At 64.3% G+C, this 25,808-nt stretch carries 23 protein-coding genes and 1 tRNA gene; 10 read left to right on the forward strand and 14 right to left on the reverse strand.

Going from position 1 to position 25,808, the window contains the following annotated elements; genetic code table 11:
- Positions 1-13: 13 nt before the first annotated feature.
- The 8 genes from QZ213_RS05325 to QZ213_RS05360 form a co-directional block, all read right to left on the reverse strand.
- Complete coding sequence (locus QZ213_RS05325; protein ID WP_291685015.1) at positions 14-904, reverse strand: crotonase/enoyl-CoA hydratase family protein; 891 nt, start codon at positions 902-904, stop codon at positions 14-16.
- Between the two features lie 135 nt (positions 905-1,039).
- Complete coding sequence (locus QZ213_RS05330) at positions 1,040-2,461, reverse strand: amidase (RefSeq protein ID WP_291685016.1); 1,422 nt, start codon at positions 2,459-2,461, stop codon at positions 1,040-1,042.
- On the reverse strand, positions 2,454-3,626 hold the full coding sequence (locus QZ213_RS05335) for a M20 aminoacylase family protein (protein ID WP_291685017.1): 1,173 nt from the start codon (positions 3,624-3,626) through the stop codon (positions 2,454-2,456). The genes QZ213_RS05330 and QZ213_RS05335 overlap by 8 nt, the downstream gene beginning before the upstream one ends.
- Before the next feature lie 7 nt (positions 3,627-3,633).
- Entirely contained in the window at positions 3,634-5,157 is a 1,524-nt protein-coding gene (locus tag QZ213_RS05340; protein WP_291685018.1) for a M81 family metallopeptidase, read from the reverse strand.
- A 224-nt stretch (positions 5,158-5,381) separates the two neighbouring features.
- Positions 5,382-7,028, reverse strand: coding sequence for an ABC transporter ATP-binding protein (locus QZ213_RS05345; protein WP_291685019.1), 1,647 nt, complete (start codon positions 7,026-7,028; stop codon positions 5,382-5,384).
- Between the two features lie 132 nt (positions 7,029-7,160).
- Complete coding sequence (locus QZ213_RS05350) at positions 7,161-8,051, reverse strand: ABC transporter permease (protein ID WP_291685020.1); 891 nt, start codon at positions 8,049-8,051, stop codon at positions 7,161-7,163.
- A gap of 12 nt (positions 8,052-8,063) precedes the next feature.
- Positions 8,064-9,005 carry an ABC transporter permease gene (locus QZ213_RS05355; RefSeq protein ID WP_291685021.1) on the reverse strand — a complete coding sequence of 314 codons (942 nt, stop codon included), beginning with the start codon at positions 9,003-9,005 and terminating at the stop codon, positions 8,064-8,066.
- A gap of 138 nt (positions 9,006-9,143) precedes the next feature.
- Positions 9,144-10,274, reverse strand: a complete 1,131-nt coding sequence (locus QZ213_RS05360; RefSeq protein WP_291685022.1) for a M20/M25/M40 family metallo-hydrolase — start codon at positions 10,272-10,274, stop codon at positions 9,144-9,146.
- 275 nt (positions 10,275-10,549) lie between these two features.
- On the opposite strand from QZ213_RS05360, the gene QZ213_RS05365 reads away from it, so the two are divergent.
- On the forward strand, positions 10,550-12,154 hold the full coding sequence (locus QZ213_RS05365) for an ABC transporter substrate-binding protein (protein WP_291685023.1): 1,605 nt from the start codon (positions 10,550-10,552) through the stop codon (positions 12,152-12,154).
- 78 nt (positions 12,155-12,232) lie between these two features.
- On the opposite strand, the gene QZ213_RS05370 is transcribed toward QZ213_RS05365, so the two are convergent.
- The gene (locus QZ213_RS05370) at positions 12,233-13,093 is read right to left on the reverse strand and encodes an alpha/beta hydrolase (RefSeq protein ID WP_291685024.1); all 861 of its coding nucleotides are present in this window, start codon (positions 13,091-13,093) and stop codon (positions 12,233-12,235) included.
- A 177-nt stretch (positions 13,094-13,270) separates the two neighbouring features.
- On the opposite strand from QZ213_RS05370, the gene QZ213_RS05375 reads away from it, so the two are divergent.
- Together QZ213_RS05375 and QZ213_RS05380 are read left to right on the forward strand one after the other, a co-directional pair.
- Positions 13,271-15,235, forward strand: a complete 1,965-nt coding sequence (locus tag QZ213_RS05375) for an alpha amylase C-terminal domain-containing protein (protein WP_291685025.1) — start codon at positions 13,271-13,273, stop codon at positions 15,233-15,235.
- Positions 15,236-15,387: 152 nt separating this feature from the next.
- Positions 15,388-15,648, forward strand: a complete 261-nt coding sequence (locus tag QZ213_RS05380; RefSeq protein ID WP_291685026.1) for a hypothetical protein — start codon at positions 15,388-15,390, stop codon at positions 15,646-15,648.
- Between the two features lie 1,267 nt (positions 15,649-16,915).
- Here QZ213_RS05380 and QZ213_RS05385 read toward each other — a convergent pair.
- Together QZ213_RS05385 and QZ213_RS05390 are read right to left on the reverse strand one after the other, a co-directional pair.
- On the reverse strand, positions 16,916-17,215 hold the full coding sequence (locus QZ213_RS05385; protein ID WP_291685027.1) for a hypothetical protein: 300 nt from the start codon (positions 17,213-17,215) through the stop codon (positions 16,916-16,918).
- Positions 17,216-17,493: 278 nt separating this feature from the next.
- Positions 17,494-17,580: transfer RNA gene (locus tag QZ213_RS05390), tRNA-Leu, on the reverse strand.
- A gap of 173 nt (positions 17,581-17,753) precedes the next feature.
- Here QZ213_RS05390 and QZ213_RS05395 point away from each other — a divergent pair.
- Positions 17,754-18,233 carry a hypothetical protein gene (locus QZ213_RS05395; protein ID WP_291685028.1) on the forward strand — a complete coding sequence of 160 codons (480 nt, stop codon included), beginning with the start codon at positions 17,754-17,756 and terminating at the stop codon, positions 18,231-18,233.
- A gap of 824 nt (positions 18,234-19,057) precedes the next feature.
- Here the strand turns inward: QZ213_RS05395 and QZ213_RS05400 are convergent.
- Together QZ213_RS05400 and QZ213_RS05405 are read right to left on the reverse strand one after the other, a co-directional pair.
- Positions 19,058-20,260 carry an FAD-dependent monooxygenase gene (locus QZ213_RS05400; RefSeq protein ID WP_291685029.1) on the reverse strand — a complete coding sequence of 401 codons (1,203 nt, stop codon included), beginning with the start codon at positions 20,258-20,260 and terminating at the stop codon, positions 19,058-19,060.
- Between the two features lie 7 nt (positions 20,261-20,267).
- On the reverse strand, positions 20,268-20,513 hold the full coding sequence (locus tag QZ213_RS05405; protein WP_291685030.1) for a zinc-finger domain-containing protein: 246 nt from the start codon (positions 20,511-20,513) through the stop codon (positions 20,268-20,270).
- Positions 20,514-20,746: 233 nt separating this feature from the next.
- On the opposite strand from QZ213_RS05405, the gene QZ213_RS05410 reads away from it, so the two are divergent.
- The 4 genes from QZ213_RS05410 to QZ213_RS05425 all read left to right on the forward strand — a co-directional run bounded on the left by QZ213_RS05410 (position 20,747) and on the right by QZ213_RS05425 (position 24,108).
- Positions 20,747-21,889 carry a hypothetical protein gene (locus tag QZ213_RS05410; RefSeq protein ID WP_291685031.1) on the forward strand — a complete coding sequence of 381 codons (1,143 nt, stop codon included), beginning with the start codon at positions 20,747-20,749 and terminating at the stop codon, positions 21,887-21,889.
- Between the two features lie 32 nt (positions 21,890-21,921).
- Positions 21,922-22,674, forward strand: coding sequence for an alpha/beta fold hydrolase (locus QZ213_RS05415; protein WP_291685032.1), 753 nt, complete (start codon positions 21,922-21,924; stop codon positions 22,672-22,674).
- A gap of 226 nt (positions 22,675-22,900) precedes the next feature.
- A complete protein-coding gene (gene cysE / locus QZ213_RS05420) occupies positions 22,901-23,728 on the forward strand; it encodes a serine O-acetyltransferase (RefSeq protein ID WP_291685033.1) in 828 nt (275 codons plus the stop codon).
- A 161-nt stretch (positions 23,729-23,889) separates the two neighbouring features.
- Positions 23,890-24,108: a DUF3126 family protein gene (locus tag QZ213_RS05425; RefSeq protein WP_291685034.1), complete on the forward strand. Its 219-nt coding sequence runs from the start codon at positions 23,890-23,892 to the stop codon at positions 24,106-24,108.
- Positions 24,109-24,120: 12 nt separating this feature from the next.
- On the opposite strand, the gene QZ213_RS05430 is transcribed toward QZ213_RS05425, so the two are convergent.
- Positions 24,121-24,837: a hypothetical protein gene (locus tag QZ213_RS05430; protein ID WP_291685035.1), complete on the reverse strand. Its 717-nt coding sequence runs from the start codon at positions 24,835-24,837 to the stop codon at positions 24,121-24,123.
- 212 nt (positions 24,838-25,049) lie between these two features.
- Here QZ213_RS05430 and QZ213_RS05435 point away from each other — a divergent pair, with 212 nt between their 5' ends.
- On the forward strand, positions 25,050-25,379 hold the full coding sequence (locus QZ213_RS05435; RefSeq protein WP_291685036.1) for a hypothetical protein: 330 nt from the start codon (positions 25,050-25,052) through the stop codon (positions 25,377-25,379).
- Between the two features lie 48 nt (positions 25,380-25,427).
- Positions 25,428-25,808 (forward strand): gamma carbonic anhydrase family protein (locus tag QZ213_RS05440; RefSeq protein ID WP_291685037.1); only part of this gene is annotated, 381 nt, incomplete at its 3' end.

Consider the following 25,808-nt stretch of genomic DNA (forward strand, 5'->3'; position numbering starts at 1 on the left):
GGCTCAACTCGCCTCACTCATACTCCCGCTCTTCCCACCACGGGAAATAATCCGGCATATCGCTCGACACCTTGTCCTTGAACACCGCTGGCCGCTTTTCCAGAAACGATACCACGCCTTCTTTCACGTCCGCCGAGCGGCCGCGGGCGTAGATGCCGCGGCTGTCGACCTTGTGAGCCTCCATTGGATCGTCAGCGCCCAGCATGCGCCACAACATCTGCCGGATCAGCGCCACCGACACCGGCGCGGTCTTGGCGGCGATCTCCTTTGCCAGCGCGCGCGCTGTCGGCAGCAGGTCGTCGGGGGGCACCACCTTGCTGACGAGGCGGCCGGCCAAGGCTTCCTGCGCCGGAAATACCCGGCCGGTGTAGCACCACTCCAGCGCCTGGGAGATGCCGACGATGCGGGGCAGGAACCAGCTCGACGCGGCTTCCGGCACGATGCCGCGCTGGGAAAATACAAAGCCGAAGCGCGCGGCCTCGGAGGCGATGCGGATGTCCATCGCGAGCTGCATGGTGACGCCGATACCCACCGCGGGGCCGTTCACCGCCGCGATCACGGGTTTCAAGCATTTGAAGATGCGCAGCGTCACCTGGCCGCCGCCGTCGCGCACCTGGTGGTCGCTGTAGTCGACCTTGCCGTCGGCAAGGCGCCGGACCGGCCCGCGCCGCGCATCGCGATCAAAAGTGTCGGCGCCGGAAGAAAGATCGGCGCCGGCGCAGAACCCGCGCCCCGCGCCGGTGACGATGACGGCGCGGATATTGTCGTCATTGTCGGCAGCATCGAAGGCGTCGATCAGTTCCTGCTGCATGACGCCGTTGAAGGCGTTGAGCTTGTCGGGCCGGTTCAGCGTGATCGTGAGAATCTGCTCGGCGACCTCGTATTTGATGGTCTCATAGGGCATCCCTGGGGTTTCCTCTCGTTGTTGTTTTGTTTTTCGACTCGTCGTTGCCGGGCTTGACCCGGCAATCCATCCTTACGAAGAGGATGGATGCGCGGGTCAAGCCCGCGCATGACGTTCAGCGTACGACGCGCCGTCCTATCGCTTCGGCGGGCTCGGCCACGGCTTCTGCGGCCCCCGCAGGCCCTCGAACGCCTTCGCCATTCCGAGTACGCCGAGGTCGTCGAAGCGGCGGCCGACGATCTGGACGCCGATCGGAAAACCATTCTTGTCGTAGCCGCCATTGATCGACACGGCCGGATTTTCCGACATGTTCCACGGCACGGTGTAGGCGATGTGCTCGAACGGTTTTGCGGGATCGTTGAGCGGGGAGGCGAGTTCGGCGGCAAAGTTCACCACCGGCGACACCGGCGAGATGACGTAATCGAGATCGCAGAACAGCTTTGCGGCCGCCGCCCGGATCGCCATGGTGGCGTTGAAGCCCCTGATGACGTCGACGCCCGACAGTTTCGCGCCGGCTTCCGCCCAGTTGACGATATAGGGCAGCGCCTTGCCGCGCTCGGCCGGCGCAAGCCTGGAGAGATCGTCCCACATCCGAGCGCGCCAGAAATTGTCGAGCCCGTCGAGGATTTCGCGCGTCATCACGCCCGGCACCTCGGTGACAGCAGCGCCGGCCGCCTCGAACGCCTTTGCGGCCTTCACCGCCACCTCGCGCACGTCCTGCTCCAGCGCCTGGCCGACGCCGGGATCGAGCATCAGCCCGATGCGCAATTTGCGCGGGGATTTGTCGAGCGCCTTCCAGTTGATGCTGTCCGGCGGCAGGCTCATGCCGTCGCGGCGATCGGGCCGTGACAGCACGCTCATCATCAACGCGGCGTCGTCGACGGTGCGGGTCATCGGTCCGGCGACACGGCCGACATAGGGCGGGTCGATCGGAATCCGCCCGAGGCTCGGCTTCAGCGCGACGAGGCCGCACCAGCACGCCGGCAGCCGCACCGAGCCGCCGATATCGGTGCCGAGATGCAGCGGGCCGTAGCCGGCCGCACCGGCTGCGCCCGCGCCGGCGCTGGAGCCGCCGGGATTCTTGGCCAGGTTCCAGGGATTGCGCGTGAGGGGATGGAAACTCGACAGTCCCGACGACAGCATGCCGTAATCCGGCATGGTGGTCTTGGAAAAGATCACCGCTCCCGCTTCGCGCAGGCGCGCCGCCGGCGGCGCATCCGCAGCCGCGGGCACCAGCTTGACGCTGGCCGCACCGAGCGGCACTGGCACGCCCTTGGTGGCGATATTGTCCTTGATAGTCGCGGGCACGCCGTCGAGCGCGCCCATCGGCTTGTCCTTGTGCCAGCGTTCGGTCGAAGCCTTTGCCACCGCGCGCGCGCCGTCGGGATCGAAGGCATAAAGCGCCCTGATGTGCGGCTCCCACACCGCGACATGCGACAGCACGTCCTCCAGCACCTCGGACGGCGAAAACTGCCTGGCCTTGAAGCCTGCGATCAGGTCGACCGCGGAAAGGTCGTGCAGCGACGTGACGGCCTCGTCGGACACTGGTTTATGCATGGGCGCCTGCCGGAAGCCGGGTTTCGATGATGCGCGCGAACAGGCTGGCGCCGACGGGCAAGATCTTGTCGTCGAGCACGTAGCCGGGATTGTGGACGGGCACCGAGCCGTCATGGCCGACCCAGAAATAGGCGCCGGGCACCGCCTGCATCATGTCGGCGAAGTCCTCGCTGCCCATCTTCGGCTGCGTCCGGGTAATGACCTTGGCGGGGTCGACCACGGTGCGCGCCACGGCCTCGACCACCCTGGACTGCTCTTCCTGGTTCACCAGCACGCTGAACGTGTCGCGGATGTCGGCAATGATTTCGACCTGGAACGCGGTCGCCATGCCGGCGCAGATCGCGCGCATCCGCTCGCGGATCAGCGCGCGCGCCTCGTCGGAAAAAGCGCGGACGGTGCCGCACAGCCTGGCCTCGCCGGGGATCACGTTGTAGGCCGAGCCGGCGTGAATCTGGGTGATCGACAGCACCGCCGCCTTCAAGGGATCGACGTTGCGGCTGACGATGGTCTGCAGCGCCTGGCCGAGCGTCATCGCGATCACGACCGCATCCTTCGAGCGCTCCGGCATCGCGCCATGCGCGCCGTAGCCGTGGATGGTGATGTCGAAGAAATCGGCGCCGGCCATGGCGGGGCCGGGAAGAATCGCGACCTCGCCATGGTTGAGATCGGGCGCGTTGTGCAGGCCGTAGACCTCGTCGCAGGGGAATTTCTCGAACAGCCCGTCCTTGATCATGGCGCGGGCGCCGCCGAGGCCTTCTTCGGCCGGCTGGAAGATGAAATGCACGGTGCCGTCGAAGTTGCGGGTCTCGGCGAGGTAGCGCGCGGTGCCGAGCAGCATGGTGGTGTGGCCGTCATGGCCGCAGCCGTGGAAGCGGCCGGGAATGGTCGAGCGCCATTTCAGATTGGTGTTCTCTTCCATCGGCAGCGCGTCCATGTCGGCGCGCAGGCCGATGCGTTTTGCCCCGGTGCCCTTGCCCCTGAGCACGCCGACCACGCCGGTGCCGCCGAGGCCGCGATGCACCTCGATCCCCCATTGCGTGAGCTTCTCGGCGACAATCCCGGACGTGCGGACCTCCTCGAAGCCGATTTCGGGATGCGCATGCAGATCCCGGCGGATCGCGGTGAGTTCGTCGGCAAAGGCTTCGATACGGTCGATATTGGGCATTGGACCTCTATCCGGTTGAGCGTGATTTATTGTCGGGGGCGAAGGCGGGACCGTTCGGCCTGATGCGAATTCCCGGACGCAGCCGCGTCCACGGCAATGTAGCGGTGTCGGCGGGCATCGCGCCGGGCGCGGCGCAGATCAGGAGTTTTTCCGCGATCGGCTCGAAATCGGCGCGGAAATGCACCGAACTCTTGTTGACCAGGATCGCCTGCTCGGTCGGCTCGATGCCGACATAGCGGTACATCGATTGATCCGCGAGCTGCGCCTTGTGCGAAGACACGACCACCCTGACATCGCCGATCCGCAGGCATGCCGACGGCCCCATGTCCATGTCGCGGCCGCCATAATACGGACCCGGCGCCACGAATTGCCCGTCGGACAATGTTTCGACGATGAAGGTTTCCTTGTAGGGCGCATCGCCCGGAATGCCCGACTTGCCGCCGAGCGCGAGCGTCACCGTGGCGCCGACGCCCGCGGCATGCGCGGCCTTGGCGGCAGCGGGATCGTAGATCACGCCGGTCGCGGCCCTCCTGGCATTGTTGCGCACCAGCGCGCGCAGCATGCCGGTGGTGTCGGAATCGCCGCCGGCTCCGGGATTGTCCTGGGTGTCGGCGATGACGATGGGCTTTGTCGCGGTCTTCGCCAGTTCCATGGCGTGTCGCACGCCCTCATCGGGCGCGTAGATGCGGCCGTCGAAATCGTCTTCGTGGCTTTCGATCAGCGCGGCGATCGTGTCCGCTGCCGCATCCGCATCGGCCTGCGTCGCGCCATAGGCGAACACGCTCGGGCCGCAATGCGCAAAATCGGCAGCCGGAAAGCCCGGCGCAAACGACAGCGTCGGCACAGCACCGCTCTCCAGCGCGGCGAGCTTTTGATAAATGTCCCTGGTGGGCTGGTCGTTGGTGCATTGCCAGCTGATCGCAATCAGGAACGGCAATTGCCGGAATGCCTTTGCAAATTTTTGCTTCGTCTTGAGCAGCAACGCAAGATGGCGGGCAGCGGCGCGGCCGGTTTCGGCCATGTCGACATGCGGATAGGTGCGATAGGCAATGAGCGCGTCCGCATGCTCGATCATCTCGGGCGTCACGTTGGCATGCAGGTCGAGGCTGACCACCAGCGGCAGATCCTTGCCGATCGCCTGACGCACGCGTGCGAGAATTTCGCCTTCGCCGTCGTCGAGATGTTCCGTGACCATGGCGCCGTGCAGGTCGAGATAGACGGCATCGAGCGGCCCGGCCGCCTTGATGCCATCGATCATCACCTTGACGATGCGCTCATAGGCATCCTCGGTGACATGCGCCGACGGGCTGGCGCCGCAGGAGATGGTCGGCACCATCTCCCAGCCTTCCGCTTCCGCGGCTTCGACAAAGCCGGCGAGGCCGACATTGATGTTGCGCATGGTCTTGAGCACGTCAGTGCCCATCGCCATCCCCGGCCAGCCGCCGCCGTGCACGAAGTCGTCATAAGTCGCCTTCGTCGGTGCGAAGGTATTGGTCTCGTGCAGGAAGCCGCCAACGGCGATACGGGTCATCAATTCGGTCTCAGTGAATTATTCGCGTTGACGTTAGACTCGTCATCGCGGGGAGCGCAAGCGACGAAGCAATCCCGTTTTGCATGCCGCATGGGCTTGCGAGGAGTGAGGCCAGGAAGTGGTTTTGATTCCGTCATTCCGGGATGGTGCGTAGCACCAGACCCGGAATCTCGAGATTCCGGGTTCGATGCTTCGCATCGCCCCGGAATGACGGAAGAGGCGGTTCAAGTCGCAGATGCACTCATTGTGACCGGCCTGAAATTCGCAAAATCCCAGTCGCGTCCGGGGGCGGCGTCGAGCAACTGCCTGGTATAGGCCTGTTGCGGATGGGTCAGGACCTGCGCCGCGGGTCCCTGTTCGACGATGCGGCCATGCTGCATCACGGCAACGTCGTCACAGATTTGCGCGGCGACCCGCAGATCGTGGGTGATGAACAACAGCGCGATGCCGAGCCGGGCCTGGATTTCGTCGAGCAGTTCCAGCACCTGCGCCTGCACGGAGACGTCGAGCGCGGAGACCGCTTCGTCCGCCACCAGCACGTCGGGATCGAGCGCAAGCGCGCGCGCAATGGCGATACGCTGGCGCTGGCCGCCCGAGAACTGGTGCGGATAGCGCGAGATCGCGTCGGCGGGCAGGTCGACGAGTTCCAGGAGTTCGCGCGCTTTCGCCAGCGCTTCCGCGCGCGGCGTGCCGTAATTGATCGGGCCTTCGGCGATGGTCTCGCCGACCGTGATGCGCGGATTGAGCGAGCGATAGGGGTCCTGGAAAATGATCTGGATCTTCTTGCGATGCGGCTGCAACAGCCTTCGCGACAGCTCGGAGATTTCCCGTCCGGCAAGGCGGATGCCGCCGGAGGTCGGATCGATCAGCCGGACGATGCAGCGCGCCACCGTGGATTTTCCCGAACCGCTTTCGCCGACGATGCCGAGCGTGCGGCCCTTGCGCAGCGTGAGCGTGACATCCTGGGCCGCTGCGACCTCGCGGACGGCGCCGAAGAAGGAGCGTTCGCGATAGACCTTGCCGAGTTCGTTGGCCTCCAGCACCACCGGTTCGGTCGAAACGGCGCGCGGCGTGCGCGGCACCAGGCTCGGCACCGCCGAGAGCAGGTTGCGGGTGTATTCCATGGTGGGGTTGCGCAGGATGGTATCGAGCGGCCCGGTTTCCACCAGCCGCCCCTGGCGCATCACAGCGACGCGATCGGCGATCTCCGCGACTACGCCCATGTCGTGGGTGATGAAGAGCACGGCGGTGCCGTGATCCCGCTGCAGGTCGCGGATCAGAGTGAGGATCTGCTTTTGCGTGGTGACGTCGAGCGCGGTGGTCGGCTCGTCCGCGATCAAGAGCTTCGGCTCCAGCACCAGCGCCATCGCGATCATGATGCGCTGGCGCTGGCCGCCCGACAGCCGGTGCGGATAAGAGGCGAAAATGCGTTTCACTTCGGGCAGCCGCACCTGTTCCATCATGTCGAGGATGCGCTGGCGCCGCGCACGGGCATCGAGATCGGTATGCGCGCGCAGCACTTCGTCGATCTGGCGGCCGACCGGCACCACCGGGTTGAGCGCCGTCATCGGCTCCTGAAAGATCATCGCCATGGTGGTGGCGCGCAGCTGCCGCAGGCGGCGGTCGCTGGCGGCGAGCAGTTCCTCGCCGACCAGCTTGATGCTGCCGGCGGTCGGTGACAGCGAGCCCTTCTGCAACAACCCCATCACGGTCAGCGACGTCACGGATTTGCCCGAGCCGCTTTCGCCGACCACGCACAGGGTTTCGCCTTTGCTCACCCTTAGCGACACGCCGTCGATGATGCGCGGCCCTTGCGGCGTCTTGCCGAGGCTGACGACGAGGTCGTTGATGTCGAGGACGGTGTTTTTCATCTCATTCCTCTCCACCGTCATTCCGGGATGGTGCGCTAGCACCAGACCCGGAATCTCGAGATTCTCCGATGTGCAATTGCACATCGTAGTTCGATGCTTCGCATCGCCCCGGAATGACGATCAGGAAGGCGCTCACTTGCTGCCCTCCCGCTGCTTCATGCGGGGATCGAGCGCGTCGCGCGCGGCGTCGCCGATCAGGTTGACGCTGAGGATCGCGATCGAGAGCAACAAGCCCGGCCAGAAGATCAGCGACGGTTTGATTTGAAAATAGGCGCGGCCCTCGGCCATGATATTGCCCCAGGTCGGCGTCTCCGGGTTGATGCCGGCGCCGAGGAACGACAGGATCGCCTCGGTGAGAATGGCGGAAGCGCAGACATAGGTGCCTTGCACGATCAGGGGCGCGATCGTGTTCGGCATCAGATGCCGCCACATGATCTTGGGCAGGCTGGAGCCTACCGAGATCGCGGCTTCCACATAGGGTTCCTCGCGCGCCGACAATACCACCGAGCGCACCAGCCGCGCCACGCGCGGAATTTCGGGAATGGTGATGGCGACCAGCACCGTCATCGGGCTTGCGCCCGACAGCGAGACCACGGCGATCGCCAGGAGGATGCTCGGGATCGCCATCAGGCCGTCCATCACCCGCATCATCACGGCGTCGACCCATTTGAAGAAGCCCGAGACGAGGCCGATCACGAGCCCGATGCCGATGCTGATCACGGCGGCGCCGAGGCCGATCAACAGCGAAATGCGTCCGCCATAGAGAATGCGCGACAGCACGTCGCGGCCGTAGCCGTCGGTGCCGAGCAGGAATTGCGCGCTGGCGGGCCGCAGCCGCTGCGCCGGCGCCAGCAGCAAGGGATCGTGCGGCGACAGCCACGGCGCCAGTATCGCCGAGGCGATGATCAGGGCGAGGCAGATGGTGGCAACCGCGATGATCGGCGTCGCCGTGAGAAATCCGAGCCCGGGCCGGAACGGCGTGGTGATCGGAATTGACGGTTCGGGAATGGTTTCGATCGCCATCGGTAGCGTACCTTAATAACGGATTCTGGGGTCAAGCAGCGTGTAGGCGATGTCGATCAGGAGATTGACCGCGACATAGATGCCGGAAGTCAGAAGGATCATCGCCTGGATCACCGGATAATCCCGCGCCAGCACGGCATCGACGGTGAGGCGGCCGATGCCGGGCAGGTTGAACACGCTCTCGGTGACGACGACGCCGGAGATCAGCAGCGTGAATCCGGTGCCGATCACGGTGATGACGGGCACGGCGGCGTTGCGCAGCGCGTGGCGCAGCAGCACGGCGGCCTCGCCGATGCCCTTGGCGCGCGCGGTGCGCACATAATCCTCGCCCAGCACGTCCAGCATCGCCGTGCGCGTCATGCGCGCGATCAAAGCGACGTAGATGAAGGACAGCGTGACGGTCGGCAGGATGATGCGTTCGAGGAACGGGCCGAGACCCGCACTGATGCTTTTGAAACCCTGCACGGGCAGCCAGCGCAGGTCGATGGCGAAGAACTGGATCAGCACATAGCCGATCACGAAAACGGGCACCGAGAAGCCAACCACCGACAGGCCCATGACAAAGCGGTCGATCCAGGTGCCTTGTTTCCACGCCGCGATCACGCCGAGCGGCACCGCGACCGCGATCGAGAGGATGATGGTCGACAGCGCGATACTGATCGACGGCTCGACGCGCTGGCCGATCATCTTCAGAACCGGGATGTTGGAGATCAGCGACACCCCGAGATCGCCGTGCAGCAGCTTGCCGATCCAGGTGAAGAACTGGATGTACAAGGGCTCGTTCAGGCCGAGCGAGGTACGGATGCGCTCGAGCCGCTCGGGCGTGGCGTTGTCGCCGGCGAGGATCGCGGCGGGATCGCCCGGCGTCAGCCGCAGCAGGAGAAACACGAACAGCGCCACCACGCCCATCACGGGAATGGCGGCCAGCACGCGGCGAACGAGATATCCGAGCATGGTCATCCATTAGTAGATTGTGCGGCAACCCATAAGCCAAGGTTATCGGCCAAGGTTATCGCGGAGTATGTTCCCGCCCGTAGGGTTTTGGCGAGCAAGTCCTGTGCCATTGGCGGTATTCCGGGCGGATGCGTGGTTTCACTCCAGCGTCGCCAGCAGTCCCGCCATCAGGCGACCGCGTTCGGCGAGGCTGTCGATCTCGATGTGTTCGTTGAGCGTATGCGCGTCGGCGCCGCGGACGCCGAGGCCGTCGAGCGTCGGGATTCCCATCGCGCCGGTAAAATTTCCGTCGGAGCCGCCGCCGGCGCTGCCGTGCGGCAGCTCGACGCCCATTTGTTTTGCCACGCCGCGCGCCTTTTCATACAGCGCCATGGTGCCGGCATCGGGCTCCCACACCGGCCGGGTTACCCCGCGCGTCACCTTGAAGGTGACGTCATTGGCGCTCCCGTTCAGCGCCAGCATGCGCTCGATGCCGCGATCGAGATCGGCCTGGCGTTTCGCCATGCTCAGCGCCTCGCCGCTGCAGGTGGTGGCGACGCAATTGACCCACTGGCCGCCATGCACGATGCCGACCGAGAAGGTGCAGTCTTCGCTGGTCATGCCGTCGATGGCGATGATCTGGCGCGCCATCTCGCGGATCGCGGATCGGCCCGATGAAAGAGTAGCGCCGGCATGGCTCGGCTTGCCGATGGCCTCGAGATTGAAGCGGGCGATGGCGTAGCGCCCGGTGACCACGCCGTTGTTTTGCCGGCCCGGCTCCGGCACCAGCACATATTTGTTGCGCGCGGCTTCGGCCTCGATGATATCGCGGGTCGAGGGCGTGCCGACTTCCTCGTCCGGCGTGAACAATACCGTGATCGGCAGCGGCGTGGTGAAGGCCGCGCGCGCCAATTGCCGGATCGCTTCCAGGGTGAGGTAATTGCCGCCCTTCATGTCGAAGATGCCGGGGCCGAAACATTTGTTGCCCTCGCGCGGCCACGGCAGCTTCTCCAGCGTGCCCACGGGATGAACGGTGTCGAGATGCCCCGCGATCAGGATTCCCGGCTCGCCCTGTTTCGGGTGCGGAAACCGCGCACGCACGCAGCCGGCGAAACCCTGCCTTCCCGCGATGCGCTCGATTGACGCACCCATGATCGCCATGTCGCGCGCGGCGATATCGAGCATGCGCTCGACCGCGCTGTTGTCCCAGGTCGGGCTTTCGCATTCCACCCACACGCGCAGTCCCTGCAGCATGGCTTCGGAATCAAAGGGAAGGTTGGCGGGGTTCATGTCAATTCTCTCAACGGTTGCTAACGGATCTTAACGATTGGCGTCGCGCCGGCGTTACGAGAATGACCGGCGATGAATTTGTAAAGTGAAACATCAGCCGATGTCTGCAACTGCATTGACGCATCCGCCATCGGGCAAAACGCGATTGACGCGCGAAGCGCTTGGTGCAAGTCTCAAAAAGCACAGGATTTGCAGCATGTTATTGCGCCTAAATAACGCGCCGCATGCATAACAAATCATCGCGTTTTGACCAGATTCACGTCAGGAGACTTCGCATGTTCCACATCTCGCGCTGGAAACGGTTCACGACAGCGTCGAACGTCACCCGGGCGCTGGCGCTCTCGGCGGTGCTGGCGTTGCCATCGCTGGCGGACGCCAAGACCATCACGGCGGTGATGCATGCCGATCTGCGCACGCCCGGCATGATGACGACCGCCTACATCGTCCGCGACTTCGGCTACATGATCTACGACACGCTGCTGGCGGAGGATTCCAGTTTCAAGATCCAGCCGCAGATGGCGGAATACAAGATCTCCGACGACAAGCTCACCTACACCTTCACGCTGCGCGACGGCCTGAAATGGCATGACGGCGCGCCGGTCACGGCGGAGGATTGCGTGGCCTCGCTGAAACGCTGGGGCAAGGTCGACGGCATGGGCCAGAAGCTGATGGATTTCACCGCCGGAATCGAGGCGACGGACGACAAGACCATCACGCTGAAATTGAAGGAGCCCTACGGCCTGGTGCTGGAGTCGATCGGCAAGCCGTCCTCGCTGGTGCCGTTCATGATGCCCAAGCGGCTGGCGGAAGCGCCGACCGACAAGCCCGTTCCGGAGCTGATCGGATCCGGCCCCTTCAGGTTCGTGCCGGCCGAATTCCAGCCCGGCGTCAAGGCGGTGTTCGAGAAGAACAAGGATTACGTGCCGCGCAAGGAGCCGCCGAGCTGGACCTCCGGCGGCAAGGTGGTGAAGGTCGACCGCGTCGAATGGATCACGATGGCGGACGCGCAGACCGCGGTGAACGCGCTGCAGTCCGGCGACATCGATTTCATGGAGGCGCCGTCGTTCGACATTCTCCCGGTGCTGGAAGGCAATCCGGACCTCAAGATCGAGACCCTGAACAAGCTCGGCTACCAGACGCTGGGGCGGATGAACTTCCTGCTGCCGCCGTTCGACAATGTGAAGGTGCGCCGCGCCGCCTTCATGGCGTTGAACCAGAAGGACGTGCTGGATGCGCTGGTCGGCAATCCCAAATACTACAAGGTCTGCGGCGCGGTGTTCATCTGCGACACGCCGCTGGCTTCCGATGTCGGCTCGCAATCGCTGGTGAAGGGCGACGGCATGGCGGAAGCGAAGAAGCTGCTCGCCGAATCCGGCTATGACGGCACGCCGATCGCGATCATGGCGCCCGGCGATGTCGTGACGCTGAAGGCGCAGCCGATCGTGGCGGCGCAATTGCTCCGCGAGGCCGGCTTCAAGGTCGACGTGCAGGCCACCGACTGGGGCACCGTGGTCTCCCGCCGCACCAGCCAGAAACCGGTCAAGGAAGGCGGCTGGAACATGTTCTTCACCAACTGGGTTGCCGCCGACGTGATCAACCCGGTGGTCAACGTGTCGGTCGGCGGCAAGGGCACCAAGGGCGGCTGGTTCGGCTGGTCCGAGGATGCCAAGGTGGAAGGGCTGCGCGATGCCTTCGCGCGGGCGTCGACGCCGGACGAGCAGAAGAAGATCGCCGTCGACATCCAGAAGGAAGTCTATGATCAGGTGATCTATATTCCGCTCGGGCAATGGTTCGGGCCGAGCGCGTGGCGCAAATCGCTGTCCGGCGTGCTCGACGGCCCGGCGACGCCGATCTTCTGGAATATCGACAAGTCGGAGTAGGGCGCGGGGCTCTTTCCGCCTCATTGCGAGCCAACCGGTCGCGTGAATGCGCGCCCGGTGTTTTGCGTACCCGGCCCATCAGGCCGGGTACGCGGCAAGATGCTGCAGCATCAGCTCGCTGACGCGCTCCGGCGCCTGGTCGGCCGCGAAATGGCCGATGCCGGGAAGTACTTCGAAGCAATAGGGTGCGGCGACGAAATCCACCGTGCCTTCGGCGGCGACGCGCCCGACGGTGTCGTCGGCGTCGCCCCAGATATAGAGTGTCGGCACGCGGATCGGGCCGAGCGGCGAGCGGATCGCGCCGCGCGCGCGATACCAGGCCAGCGCGGCCTCCATCGCCGCTTTGTTGCCGAGCACGGCCAGATGCTGCGCGATCGCGGCCGCCGGAACGCCGTTGGCGGCGAGGCGCTCGCGCAGCCATCTGGCGTCGTCGGCCAGCAAGACATCGGCGGCATCGGGCGCGAGAAACGCGGTATGATGCCTTGAGCGCTGCGCCTGATCGGCATCGGTCGTCAGCAGCGCGCGGTTGAAGGCGTTGGGATGCGGCCGCGACAGCACGGTGAGCGAAGCGATCCGCTCCGGAAAACGATCGGCCAGCGCCCAGGCAATGCTGCCGCCCCAGTCGTGCCCGGCGAGATGGAAGCGGCGGTCGCCATAGCCTGACTCCGCCGCGATCGCCATCGCATCGTCCATCAGTCGCTCGATGTGATAATTCGCCGGTTCGCCTGGATCCGGCCGCGCGCCCGGCGAGTATCCGCGCTGGCTCGGCGCGACCGCACGATAGCCGGCTTCCGCCAGCGCTTCCACCTGCGCGTCCCAGCAATGCATCGATTCCGCAAAGCCGTGCAGCAGCAGCACCAGCGGTGCGCCCGGCTCGCCCGCGACGAGGGCGTCGAAGGTGAGGGCAGATTGAATCGTGATTTTTTCCAACTGACGCATGAAACGATCCTAGGTTTGTGCACCCGACGGGTCCACCTTTGAATGTGAAATTTTGATGTCAGTGTTGGTCAGATGCGTTGCCGCGCTGGCCCACGGCCCTTCATCGTGCGATGCTGGAAAAAAGCGACGCCGATCGCGCAGCGGTTGGCGTTGATCAACGTGGCAGCGGGAGCAGCCGTGCTTTCCCAGGCGCACATTTCCCCGCAGACGCCGGCTGGCGCGACGCTGGATGAGGACGGCGCCGCCTTCCGGCTCTGGGCGCCGGAAGCCGACGCGGTCTATCTGCACGGCATCTTTGCCGGCGAGGTTTTCGAAGCGCTCACCGACGACCGGCTGATGCAGAAGGATGCGCGCGGTTACTGGACCGGTTACCAGGACGGCGCGCGCGACGGCGACCGCTATCGCTTCTGGGTGCAGGGCAAGGGCTCCAGCGGCTATAAGCGCGACCCGCGTGCCCGCGAGCTCGATCCCGAAAACTTTCCGGACTGCTTTGTCATTTTGCGCCCGGCCGACAGCTTTCCCTGGCACGACCGGGATTTCGTCACGCCGGATTTTTCCGACATGATCGTCTACCAGCTCCATGTCGGGACGTTTGCGATTGCAAAACCCGGCGTGCCCTCGAACTTCCTCGACGTCGCGCTGAAGATTCCCTATCTCGCCGATCTCGGCATCAATGTGCTGCAGCCGCTGCCGATCGACGAGCAGGAAGCCAATCCGAACATGGGCTATGGCGGCGCCGACCTGTTCTCGCCGGACTTCCCCTATATCGCGGTCGCGGATCTGCCGGCATATCTCGAAAAACTCAACGCGCTCTACGCGGCCAGGCATAAGTCCGGCCTCACGCTGGCGGACATCCAATCCGGACCCGGCCAGCTCAAGGCGCTGGTCGACCTCTGCCATGTCCACGGCATCGCCGTGGTGTTCGACGTGGTCTACAATCACGCCGGCGGCTTTGCGGTCGACGGCCGGTTCGACGACAATTGCCTGTATTACATGGACCGCCGCCATAACACCGGCAACAACAACGACAGCCTCTATTTCACCGATCAGGACCGCGGCACCGGCGGTCTTGCGTTCGCGCTGTGGAACGAGGAGGTGAAAAAATTCCTCATCGACAATGCGCGCTATTATCTCGCGGAGTTTCACGCCGACGGCTTCCGCTATGACGAAATCTCGACGCTGATCTCGACCAGCCAGGGCAGCGGCTGGGAATTCTGCCGCGCGCTGACCTCGAACTTGCGCGGTTTTCGCAACCGCATCCTGCAGAACGCTGAATTCTGGCCCGCGCGCTTTGCGGACATTCCGGCGTCCGCCGCGCCCGTGATCGCGCCGGCGCAGGCGGGCGGCATGGGCTTCGACGTGGTGCAGCACGACGGCCTGCGCGGCGCGCTGCGCGGCGCGGTCGGTGCGGCGTCGTGGGGCGCGGACGCCCATGTGCCGATGTCGGCGATCGCGGCAGCGCTTTACCCGCCCGGCTTCGACCACGGCTGGCGCGCGGTGACCTGCGTCGAGAACCACGACCTCGTGCTGGCCGGCCGCGACCCGCGGCTGCCTGTTCTCGCCGACGGTGCCGATCACCGCTCCTGGTACGCGCGCAGCCGCAGCCGCGTGGCCACCGCGATCCTGCTGACCGCGCCCGGCATTCCCCAACTCTTCATGGGCCAGGAATTCCTGGAGGACAAACCGTGGGACGTGCTGCCGACGGGGCCGAACCTGCTCTCGTGGGAAAGCCTCGATGCTTCAGCCGATTCCACCAGGCGCGATCACCTGCAATTCACAAAAGACCTGATCCGCCTGCGCCGCGATCTGCCCGCGCTGCGCGGCGACTACGTCCGCGCCTTCTTCTGCTCCGACCATGACCGCGTGATCGCCTGGCACCGCTGGCGCGAGGGCACCGGCGACGACGTCATCGTGGTCGCCTCCTTCGCGGAGACGACATGGAGCGGCTATGAAATCGGATTTCCCTATCCGGGCGTCTGGCAAGAGCGCTTCAACAGCGATGCCTACGACCATTTTGTGAATCCGATAGTCGCGGGCAATGGCGGCGGCGTGGTTGCGGTTGGCAGGGGCCTGCACGGCTTTGCCGCGTCGGCGGGAATCGTGATTCCGGCGAATGGGGTGGTGGTGTTTGCGAGGGGGTAGGCGGATTGCCAGCGCACCTACTGCACACACTTGCGTCGCTCTGCCAACGATAACGGCTTTCGCAGGCCTTTGCCGCGGAAAGTGGTTCCCGAGGGAACTTGTAGCCCCGACGTCTGTTGCCTCCAACACAATCATAAATCCTGGAGGAAACAATGTTGAAGCTGGCCGCCGCCGCAATCCTGCTGCTCTCGTCCCCCGCCTTCGCGCAAACCAGCTCGGTCGACTGTCCACCGACGGGACAAACCGCAAAAGGCGAATTGGTTTACGGGATGGATTGCAAGGCGCTGAAGGCGGAGAACCGCGCGGAGAATCAGCCCAACATGCCGCCGACGAACATGAAAGACACGGTTATTCCGAAGTCGGGTGCAACGCAGAATCCCGAGAGCACTTCAACGACCGGCGTGAATAAATAAATCAAACCCCCGGTCTGGCTGGGACGGACCGTGGGACTGGCGAAACCGTCATGACCGGAAAAACCAAAACGAAACTAAAGGGCATGGCTGCCCGGAAAGCTCAAACGCGAATAGACCGTGAGCTGAGAGCCCTAAGCCGCGCTGCAGGCGAGACCTCGCATATTCAGCAAGCTTGGCGAAACGAACGAGACCCGGACCGAGAGTAGTCCGGGTCTCTAACAAACACCGGAACAGCTCCCTCATGCCGCTCGGCAAATGCTCCGATGAACGGTAGGGCCTAGATCACGTGCCGCGTTGATCTAGGACAAGCCGCAACGCGCGAGTATTGAAAAGGTAAAACCGCACGGCCCCATTGGGGCTGGGAAACAGAGCCGCGCGGTCGCCCTACGCCCATCGAAAGCATAGGCAAGGCCATCATGACCGGGAGTGGGATTGCCGCCTGTGCAATATCGCTCACCGCGAGGATATTTCTGGCGCGCGCACCCTCTACTTGGTTGCCAGCCATCGGTTTATCTCGGCGGCAATACGCAGACGTCCCGCTTCTCGAAGTGCTGCTTGTCGCCGTTCTCCGAGCGGCATCTTGCGCGCTCGCGCGATAACCTCCGTCGCTCGGTCGTCCCAAGCGCGGCTATCAGGTGGGCGCTCCGCATCTTGCTCCACGGTCGTTACTCCGAACGCTTTGACGTCCATCACCTCTTACTTCGGCGCGAATAATTGGCCTTGGAGCCAATCCATTGTCGCTTTGGACTGCATGGGGTCACTGAGCCTCACCGCCGTCTTAAGTTGATGCGAGCAACGACGACATTCAAAGGTCCGAAGGTCATAACCTGACGGACCTTCTTGGATGCGTCCTAGGAGCATTTCGGATTGGCACTTTGAACAGATTATCTTCCGGAACTGGGGCATGATGCTCATCCCTATGATCTAGGCGGGAGCACAACACTCTCTGTCACCGGAATTTGCCTAGTGGTGTAGCGGTGATGCAGCCAGCATTGAACATGGAGTTGCGATTCGCTGGTCAGTATTGATCGGTCTCCGACAGATGATGAAATATGTTCAACACGCCTCTTCTGCAGTCGTCGAGATTTTACGCAATTTGAGTGCAGCCGCCAGCGCATCCGCCTGCCGACTTGTCCACACCCACGAGCGGCGACGGCTCGCCTCCGTTCCAAGCGCAACCCATGGCGTGATTCGCAGAGCGGGTCAGCTCGCGCTTTGATGCGCGCATGTCCGACACCCGCACGATCTCCCAGCCTGAAGGCGAAGGCTATCCGTGGATCGGTTGCGAGTGCTGCAAGGGCACGGTGTGGGTGCCGGCGCGGATTTCACCTTCGGCGGCGGCCGTCACGGCGGCGAGGCCGAGCAGAGCACCGGTGGGAATGACGATCTGGCCGCCGCTCTCGCTAGCGAGGTCGACCAGGTGCGGATGGCTGAGGATGGCCCCCGCACTCAGCACGATCACGGTTTTTCCGGCGCGCAGAAATGGCCCGGCGATCGCGGGCAGCATTTTTGCGGGCGCGCATTCGACGACGATATCGGCCAGCGGTTCGAGTTCGCCGATCGTCACGACCGGGATGTGGCAACCCAGATGTGAAGACGTTCAGCCGCCTTGCCACAGTCGTTAGCCGACGCCGCCGTCAGTACGCAGCCCAATATTCCCCGGTCGAGCGCCTCCGCGACGAAGAGGCCGATTGCCCCGAGGCCGGCCACCGCCACGCGCAAAGCTGCTCTCGGACGTGGGGTTTTGTGCGGGAGTTCGATTTGTGAAGGCCTTTTCATCTCGCGACCTTCAAATGGACCGCCTCGTTTGGTCGCGTAGAACGCAACATTCGACCGGCCAACCTTTGGTGCGGGCGGTGGGACTCGAACCCACACGACGTTGCCATCGAGGGATTTTAAGTCCCTTGCGTCTACCAGTTCCGCCACGTCCGCTTTAGTCGCGAGATCAGCTACTTAGCGCGTTTTCCTGGGCAATGGAATGAGGCTGCCTTGAAAGAAGACGCGGCTCTTTCCTTAAAGCGGCGCGCCACTTAAAGCAAAGCCTCAATCCGGTCACGGGTGGCTGCTTTACGCAACCGCAAGATTGTCGGTTTACCAGAGCTCGCATGATCCTTCGCATTCTTCAAAAGCCCCCGGTGACGCGCGCGGCCGCGGTGGCGGCGCTGTTCGCGTTGTGCGCCGGGCTCGGCGGCTGCGCCAGCATGGGCGACAGCATGTCGACCGCCTTCGCCGACCCCGCCAAATACGAGTTGTACGACTGCAAGCAACTGGAGACCGAGCGCGCCGTGCTCGCCAGGCGCGCCGCCGAGCAGCAGGGCCTGATGGCGAAGGCCGAGACCGGCGTCGCCGGCCCCGTGGTGGCCGAGCTCGCCTACCGCAACGAAGCCATCGCGATCGAGGGCCAGCGGAAATTTGCCGAAGAGGCCTGGCGGCGCAACAAATGTCATCCGTCGCCGCCGGCGCCCGCTACGGCAGCGACCTCCGCTACGCCACCGGCCGGCGCGGTCAAGGGTTTGCAGTCGGCCAGAGATGCGCAGTCGCGAAGGGTTGCGCCGCCGCCGCGTTCGGGCAGCGCGGTCTATTAGCGATCGCAATTCGCCATGCCCCGGGCAGAAGCGCGTCTTCGCGCTGGATGACCCGGGCATCCATCGATCTTCGCGAAGAGCTTTCTCGAAGAGGATGGATCACCGGGTCAAGCCTGGTGATGACGACTTTTGAAAAGCGCATCCGGTCATCGGCGGGTGACGCAATCAACCTGACGGGCAAATCACCAAAAGCCTGTCCAGCCCCTCGCGAAAAAATTTTCCGCTTTTGTGTTGGCGCAAATCACTTTCCTATCCGCCGCGTCCCGCCCGATCTGAGGGGCGTTTCGCGATCGTCACGGACGTGAGGCGGGATGCGGTGGACGCTGGCGGCGCCTTTGACGAACGGCGCCAGAGGCGGACGGCGAAGTCGTGTGGTCCTGACGCCTCGACGCTGGCGTCAAGTTTGCGGATTCATTCGCAAGCGACGGTGACAAAAGAGCCCGATCACCGGGGAGAGCCCGAAGGAAACCGTTAAAACCATTGCGCAGGGAAGGCCGGACTGCTTCCGCTGAACCTGTATGCTCGTGTGCTCTCTTCTATTCCATTGGCACGCGAGACCGCGGGTGCAGCGCGCACCCGGCTTTCCCTGCGCCCTCTGATCTCCGAGGGCGGAACGAATTCATAAAACCTCGCGCGAAACATGCGGCGAGATCGCGAAGCTGTGCTTGCGAACGAAGAGAGCGACACCAAGGACACTCGTCATGCCCGGACTTGATCAGACTTGATCCGGGCATCCATCCTCTTCGCAATGACATTCTTTGTGGAGATGGATTGCCGGGTCAAGCCCGGCAATGACGGAGCAAAGGCGCGCCATGCCAACCCCCTCATACCCGCCAGTCATAGATCCAGTCCTGCCGCGCCAGCATCTGTCTTGCGCCCATCGCCTTGATCGCGAGGTCGCGCGCCAGCGCCATGGGGCCTTCGAGGTGATAGATCGTGCCGTTGCGTCTCGCCGTGCGCTGCACCCGCGCCACCCGCGCGCGGCGGGCTTGCGCGTAGCGGTGCAGCGCGGCGGGAATGCCGGCGCCGTTTTCGCTTCCGGCCTCGCTGAGGCATTTGGCGAGCACCGCCGCATCCTCGATCGCCATGCCCGCGCCTTGCGCGGCAAACGGCAGCATGGCGTGGGCGGCGTCGCCCAACAGCGCGATCGCGCCTTTGGTCCATTCGTTGCCTTCGGGCAGCGTGAACAGCGCGAATTTTTTCCAATTGTCGACGGCGCCGATCATCATCCGCGCCGGGCCCGGCCAGGTCGGCGAGGCAAAAATGTTCTTCAGCTCGTTGCCGTCGGCAGGTGCGCTCCAGCCCGGCCGGTTCCAGGTGCCCGGCACCACCGCGACCATGTTGATCTGGCGCGCGCCCGCGATCGGATAGGCGACCAGATGCGCGTGCGGGCCCATCCAGATCTGCACCCGCCGCGAGGCATATTCACGCGGCAGTTGCGTGGCCTCCAGCGTTCCGCGCCAGGCGATCAGTCCGGAGAATCGCGGCTGTATGTCGGGAAACAGATGCTGGCGTACGGTCGACCAGATGCCGTCGGCGCCGATCAGCGCCAGCGCCAGATCCTGCTGCCGCGTCGTGCCGAAGCGCTGCACCACGGTCAGGCCCTTGGCATGGGTGGCGGTATCCTCGAACTGGCAGCCGAGCCGCAACTCGATATCGTGATGTTGGCCGACTTTGGCCTGCAGCGCCGCCTGCAAATCGGCGCGATGCACCACCCAATAGGGCGCGCCGGCGGCGGTGGTGGCGGCTTCGCCGAGCGGCAGGCGGATCACTTCACCGCCGCTGCGCGCGCTCATCAGGCTGATGGCGTCGGGGGTGACCGCGCGCCCGGCAAGCGCGTCCTTCACGCCGAGATCGACCAGGATACGGCTGGCGTTGGGCGAGAGCTGCAGGCCGGCGCCGACTTCCTCGAGCCGTTCGGCCTTTTCCAGAATGACGACGCGAAAACCTTTTGCCGCAAGCGCCAGCGAGGCCGTCAATCCCCCGATCCCGGCACCAGCGATGAAGACCGTGCGTGACGCCGCCACCGCCCGATCAGGCGGCTTTATCCTTCACGACGCATTCGGGCGGCCGGGCTTCGCCGGCCTTGAGGTCGGCGGCGTAGCGGTACAGCGTCGAGCAATACGGGCAGATGATCTCGTTGTCGTTGCCGAGATCGAGGAAAACATGGGGATGATCGAAAGGCGGATTGGCGCCGACGCACATGAACTCCTGCGAGCCGATCTCGATCACCGAGACGCCGGCATCGTTGTGAAAGTGCGGAACGACATGGTCGGACATAATCTTCACCTTGGGTGGCAATCGAGCCGGACAAAAGCAAAACGCCGCAGCAGGATTGAGTGCCGCGCACCATACTGGCGGGAACCGGTGATTCCTAGTGCCCCGAACGCTGATCTGCTCCTGCAAATTCGACACAATATTGTCGTCCCCGAGAAGCCCTTCTTTCGTCGGGGACGTTGTGTCTTAAAAACGGCACACCATCTTGAGGGTGGCGGAAACATCAGGTTTTCGGAATGAAATGGCTGCGGATCGGTTCGGCTTTGACTGGTATGGCGGTGTGCGCGGTCGCGTGCGCACTGGTGTGGCCGCATGCCCACGAAGCCGGCGCTATCCTGGCGGCGCAGGACGACCCTGCCGAGCTCGCCGATCTCCAGCTCAATTCTGCCCTGCGAAATAACCGCGACGTGGTGGCGGAGAATATCGAGGCGGCGCTGGCTGCCGGCGACGCCGATCTTGCCAACAGCTTCGTCGAACTTGCCCGCGACAAGAACATTCCGCTGGGCGAAGAACTGTCGCAGCGAGTTACCGCCGCCGTCACCGACGCAAATTCCTCGTCGCATTTCGCCAGCCGTTTTGCCTCGGGCCTCGTCACCGGCAATGCCGACGATGTCGCGAGCCTGTCGGGCACCGTCGCCGGCGACCTCTTCGTGTTCGGCGACATCCGCGATGTCGTGCGCGAAGGCAAGCATATGGCGATGGGCGAGGATACCGACCGGCTGGTGCTGGGTCTTGCCGCGGTGGGGCTTGCAGTGACGGCTGCGACCTATGTCTCCGTCGGCGGCGCAGCCCCGGTGCGCGCCGGCCTCACGCTGGTCAAGGACGCCCGCAAGGTCGGGCGGCTGGGCGAGGGGCTCACGGCATGGGCCGGCCGCTCCGCGCGCGAGGTGGTCGATGGGCCGATGCTGCAAAACGCCGTGGCGTCCGGTTCGGTGATGCGGCCCGGGCAAACGCTGACCGCGATCAAGGCGGCGTTTCGTGCCGAGAAGGCCGGCGCGCTGGTGCGCCTTGCCAAGGACGTCGGTCGCGTTGGCGAAAAGGCCGGCATTCGCGCCGCGCAGGACACGTTGAAGATCGCCGAAACTCCCAAGGACGTCGCGCGCGCCGCGCGGCTCGCGGAATCCAAGGGCGGCCAGACCCGCGCGTTCATGAAGATTCTCGGCCGCGGCGCGCTGTTGCTGGCGGCAGGGTCATTTAATCTCACGATGTGGGTGTTCGGCGCGCTGTTCGCGCTGTTCGGCCTGTTGTCGTCGATCAAGGCCACCACCGAGCGGCTGACCCAGTCGTGGTTGAACCACAAGAAGACGCGGCGGCTGCGCCGGCAGATGGCCGCGGCGCAACCGGCGCCGGCGCTGGCGATGTCAGGCGCGAGCGTCTAGGCTTCAATCTCCCCAAACATACGGTACACAAGATGCCGAGTTTTCATAGCGGCGACGTTGAAATTGCCTATCTCGACGAAGGCGAGGGCGAACCGATCGTGCTGGTGCACGGCTTCGCCTCGACCAAGAACGTCAACTGGGTCTATCCGACCTGGGTTTCGGAACTGAAGAAAAGCGGCCGCCGCGTCATCGCGCTCGACAATCGCGGCCACGGCGATTCCGGCAAGCTCTACGATGCCGAGGCCTATCACATCCCGACCATGGCCGGCGATGTCGCCGCGCTGATGGATCATCTCGACATCGAGCGCGCCGATGTCATGGGCTATTCGCTGGGCGCGCGGATGACGGCGTGGCTGGCGCTGCGCCAGCCGCAGCGGCTGCGTTCGGCGATTTTCGGCGGTATCGGCATGGCCCTGATCGAGGGCGGCGGTCCCGGCGAAAACGTCGCCGAAGCGCTGGAGGCGTCCTCGCTCGACGAGGTGACCGATCCGGTGGGGCGGACCTTTCGCGCCTTCGCCGACCAGACCCGCTCCGACCGCCGCGCGCTCGCCGCCTGCCTGCGCGGCTCGCGGGGGCTGATGACCAGGGAGGAAGCCGCCGGGATCGCCGTGCCCGCGCTGATCGCGGTCGGCACCACGGATGAAATCGCCGGCTCCGCGCAGGCGCTTGGAAGAATCATCCCGGGCGCGCAGGTGCTCGACATTCCCAACCGCGACCACATGCGCGCGGTCGGGGACAAGGTCTACAAGACGGGGGTGCTGGAATTTCTGTCAGAGCGCCCGTAGTTGTTGTTCCCGAAAGGCTTGATTTCCCGGAATTCCCGACCACCTTGAGCCGACGCCTCGCCTGAAGGTGGCTTCCGGCCGTGTCAGGAAGATGTGACGTTTCAATGTCTTAGTGCGTAATTTCGGCTAAAGCCGGTGTTCACTTTGTGCCTAAGGCGCGGGACAGAAGTCGGCCCGTCATGCTATAAGCGGGCTCGATAATTGAAGAATTTGCGGGGAGCAGCACATGGCCATGCATCAGATCAATCCGCAGGGTGCCAAACTGGCGGCGCTCGATCCGATCTGGGACCGCGTGCGCAGCGAGGCGGAAGATATCGTTCGCCGCGAGCCGGAACTCGCTTCCTTTATCTATTCGACCGTGCTGCATCACGAGCGGCTGGAGGAGTCGGTGGTGCATCGCATCGCCGAGCGTCTCGACCATTCGGCGCTGTCGGGCGACTTGATCCGCCAGACCTTCGACGAAGCGCTGCGCGACGATCCCGATCTCGGCAATGCCTTCCGCGCCGATCTGGTGGCGGTCTACGACCGCGATCCCGCGACCTCGCGCTTCATCGATCCCTTGCTTTACTTCAAGGGCTTCCACGCGCTGCAGACCCATCGTCTGGCGCACTGGCTCTATCACAAGGGCCGCAAGGATTTCGCCTACTACCTGCAGAGCCGCTCGTCGGCGGTATTCCAGACCGACATCAATCCCGCGGCGAAGATCGGCCGCGGCATCTTCCTCGATCACGCCACCGGCTTCGTGTGCGGTGAGACCGCGGTGATCGAAGACGACGTCTCGATCCTGCACGGCGTCACCCTCGGTGGCACCGGCAAGGAGAACGAGGACCGCCATCCCAAGATCCGCCGCGGCGTGTTGATCGGGGCGGGCGCGAAAATTCTCGGCAATATCGAGGTCGGACATTGCGCCCGCATCGCCGCAGGTTCGGTGGTAGTGAAGCCGGTGCCGCACAATGTGACGGTGGCGGGGGTTCCCGCCAAGATCGTCGGCGAGGCCGGCTGCGCCGAGCCATCGCGCACCATGGACCAGATGCTGGGCGCGATCGGTCTGTGACTTTTACGCCTGCCTTCGGCAAAGCCGGTATCGGTTTTGCGACCAGAATGCGCGTCAGCAGAAAAAGTTGTCCAAGCAGGGTGTTTTCCGCAAGTTAGGCTAGCCCTTCGCCTCGTCTCGCCCTAAAAGTTCGCAAAACCTAGATCCGATTGGAGACTGCCGTGGACGTTCAGGAAGTCAGGAAGCTCGACGCCTATCTCAAGCGCGTGTTCGGTAATCCCAAGATCCGCGTGGTGCCGCGGCCGAAGAAGGACGATTCGGCCGAGGTCTATATCGGCGAGGAATTCATCGGCGTGCTGTTCGTCGATGACGAAGACGAGGATCGCTCGTTCCAGTTCCAGATGGCGATCCTCGAGGACGATCTGGTCGAGCAGGGCTGAGCCTTTCGGCCGCTACCCGCCTGGCCCGTGCAGTTGAACCGTCAGGCGGTCCATCGCATTGGCGACGTCGCGCCATTGCGCAAGCCAGCTTTGCGGAAACCGAAACGTCAGGTCGGCGCCGTCGACCCGGCGCTCGCTCAGGCACATGCCGGGGGTCTTGCCGTCGCGCGTGCAGCGCGCGGTGAGGTTCGGCGTGTCGGCAACGAACAGATCTTCGCCGCTGTAAGGCGTGCCGTCCCGAAACGCGCGCTGCGTCAGTCCGTCCGCGACGGGTGTCGATGCCTGATCGAGGTAGCGCGGATAGATGGTGCGCACCAGAATGTCCGGCGCCAGCGTGTCATGATGCGCCGCGACCGACAGGAAGATCCGGTCGATCGGCTGTACTGCTTCCTCGACCACGGTGTCTGCGCTGACATGCTTCGGCGCCTCGGGAGGCTCGAGCGAAGGGAAGTCGAAGGAAAGATCGATGCGTTCCTGCGGCCCGGAATGGCGCTGGATTTTCATCCGGATCGCCGCCGTCGGTGCGTTGAAAAGGGTGCCGCCGATGCTGACCGGCAGCCGTGCCGGGGCGCTCGAGCCGTCCGCGCCCCAGGTCGGCCATAACAAATAGGCGACCGCCGCGACGGCGCCAACCGCGATCGCGCCGCCGAGCAGGATCGGAAGCAGATGGCCGTGCGACCGCCCGCGCGAAGCGCGTACGATGTGCTGGGCCGTCGAGAAGAGCGTCATGAACGGGTACCCCAGAGTTCGGCCGAATCAGCGCTGAATATGCCAGCGATACAGAGTTTCCGCACGATTTCGCGCGAATTGCGGCTGCCGCGAGTCATGCCCGGGCGGTGGCCCCGTGCTCTGCACGTTAACCCTTTCTTAGGGATGAAGTAGCGGCGGCCGGCCGTTTTTGCGAAGCAATGGGGGTCCCCTGTGTAGCGGAAGCCCCAGCGATGTCGCCTGATGCGTTGAATTCCCTGTTCTCCCTGTGTATCGGCTTCGCGCTGGCAGGCGCCCTGACCAGCGGATACCAGGCGCTGGTGCAGCGCCCCGCAGGGTTCGGACTGCTCGGGGAGGGCGTGGCGCCGAAGACGTTCGCGGCGGTGCCGTTTCTGGTGTTCGCAGCGCCCTTCATCATCATGCGCAACACGCTGCGCGGCGCAAAGATCGAGCGCCGCCGCCTCGAATTCGTCATGATAGCGACGGTGCTGGCTGGATTCTGGAGCATGATGTCCGGCACGTTTTTCCTGATGACGCTGCGCGCCGCCGGACTGCTGGCCTGAGCCATAAGCCTGTGCCAAAGTCTCCGCGAAACCGGAGACTGATGTAAGATGGCGATCTACGAACTTGACGGGCAGGCGCCCGATCTCCCTGCCGATGGCAATTACTTCATCGCCGAGACCGCCACGGTGATCGGCAAGGTGCGCCTGCACAAATCCGCCAGCGTGTGGTTCGGCGCGGTGCTGCGCGGTGACAATGAGTGGATCGAGATTGGCGAAAATTCCAACGTGCAGGACAACTCAACCTGCCACACCGATATGGGTTTTCCGCTGACCATCGGAAAGAACTGCACGGTCGGTCACAACGTCATCCTGCACGGCTGCACGCTCGAAGATGGCGCGCTGGTCGGGATGGGGTCGATCGTCATGAACGGCGCAAGGATTGGCCGCGGCAGCATCGTCGGCGCGGGCGCCGTCATCACCGAGGGCAAG

The organism is Bradyrhizobium sp., assembly GCF_017881085.1.
Classification (GTDB): domain Bacteria; phylum Pseudomonadota; class Alphaproteobacteria; order Rhizobiales; family Xanthobacteraceae; genus Bradyrhizobium.